Genomic DNA, 1,451 nt, shown 5'->3' with positions numbered 1-1,451 from the left:
ATCGATTAGTCTCGTAAAGAGCCGGATGCGGGAAAGCCGCAAGTCCGGAATTCTGTGAGGGGCGGAGGGAGCAATCCCCCCGTCTACTCGACCCAACGTGGTCACACATGTTGGTGCCTGACACCAAGAGAGAGATTAGGATATAATAAGTCTTTAACTATAAAACTTTGGCACCGGGATGACCGTGCTTACGTTATCTTATAACTATTTGGCTGTCCAGTAATTAGGACAAAAGGGATATAGTAATGATACTAACAGATAAAGAGATTAGAGCATTGTGTTTAGGCGACAAAAAGAGGAAGATACCAGGTGGGATGATTACTCCTTTTACTGAAGAAGCGTTACAGAGTGAGTCCTATGATTTGTCAATTGGAAATAGTATAGTTACTCTTGGAAAAGAAATCAGAGTAGTTGATATTACTAATCAGATAGATATTGATTCTATTTATAAAAAGGTAGTATTGACTAAAGCGGGATATATTATTTTCCCCAAAGAGTATGTTTTAGTGACAGTAAAGGAGAGAATAGCATTACCAGATGATTTAACAGCACATATTCGTCCGAGAACACGATTCACAAGACTTGGATTATTGGTCAGTGATCAGCACTGTAATTCAACTTATTCTGGCAATCTTCAAATAGGGTTATTTAATGCTACAGAATGTGCTATAAAAATATACCCAGGCATCAGAATTGCGCAAATAGTTTTTGAAGAGTTAAAATCAAAACCTTCTGAAGAAAAGTTATATAAAAATAAACCAGATGCCGCTTATCAAAACGAAGAAAGATTCATCGGTGGAGTCGCTACGGATGAGTTTAATAAAACTGTAAGTAATGCACTAACTTATTTACTTCAAAAGGACTAATCAATGTCTGATACACTCAATACTTTAGTAGATAAATATATCTCGCTTCAAGATCCTAATCTGTTTCTGAAAGATGTAGATCAAGATGTGAAGGCTCAGTATGTAAGTGCCATAAAAAGACAGCTTATCGATGATATATATGAAGAAGTGAAAGAGGATATTCGAGACGAAGCTGTAAAAGAAGCAGAGGAAATCATCGATCAAAAAGCTGGGATGAAACTAATTGATGAATTTAAAAAATTGATGATAAATGGGTTTATTGTAGCTGCATTTGTAGGTTTACTGGTTAATCAACTCACAGATATTATTGGCTTTTATAAAGGAAGTGTAACAATCTCCTCTATAATGCCCACAATAATTATTGCAGTAGTTTTATTATTAATATGTATAGGAATTTTTGCATGGCTCTTTTTAAATGAGTTACTACGTTTATTAAAACTTTCCCACCCTACATTGCAATGCCATTAAGCCAGTTGTTCAAAACCTTGCAACCTTGGTGTCAGGCAGTGCGCCCTGAAGGGCGCTTCACATAGTGGACAGGAGACGTCCACCCGGTAAGTTGTGAGCCGCAACACCGGAAGCGAG

Annotated in this window: 2 protein-coding genes; both read left to right on the top strand. The window is 37.2% G+C overall.

Annotation, left to right across the window (positions count from 1 at the left end):
* The first annotated feature begins 245 nt into the window (after positions 1-245).
* The gene (dcd, locus tag BLT02_RS16660; RefSeq protein WP_092998166.1) at positions 246-866 is read left to right on the top strand and encodes a dCTP deaminase; all 621 of its coding nucleotides are present in this window, start codon (positions 246-248) and stop codon (positions 864-866) included.
* A gap of 3 nt (positions 867-869) precedes the next feature.
* Positions 870-1,334, top strand: coding sequence for a hypothetical protein (locus BLT02_RS16655; RefSeq protein ID WP_092998163.1), 465 nt, complete (start codon positions 870-872; stop codon positions 1,332-1,334).
* Positions 1,335-1,451: the final 117 nt, after the last annotated feature.

This window comes from Sarcina sp. DSM 11001 (assembly GCF_900101015.1).
In the GTDB taxonomy this organism is placed as follows: Bacteria; Bacillota; Clostridia; order Lachnospirales; family Lachnospiraceae; genus CAG-791.
The sequence above is the reverse complement of the archived record's forward strand: the minus strand, read 5'-3'. Positions and strand labels throughout refer to the sequence as shown.

Coding starts and splice junctions, on each gene's coding strand:
- BLT02_RS16655 (WP_092998163.1), top strand. CDS start 870: ATGTCTGATACACTCAATACTTTAGTAGATAAATATATCTCGCTTCAA.
- dcd (WP_092998166.1), top strand. CDS start 246: ATGATACTAACAGATAAAGAGATTAGAGCATTGTGTTTAGGCGACAAA.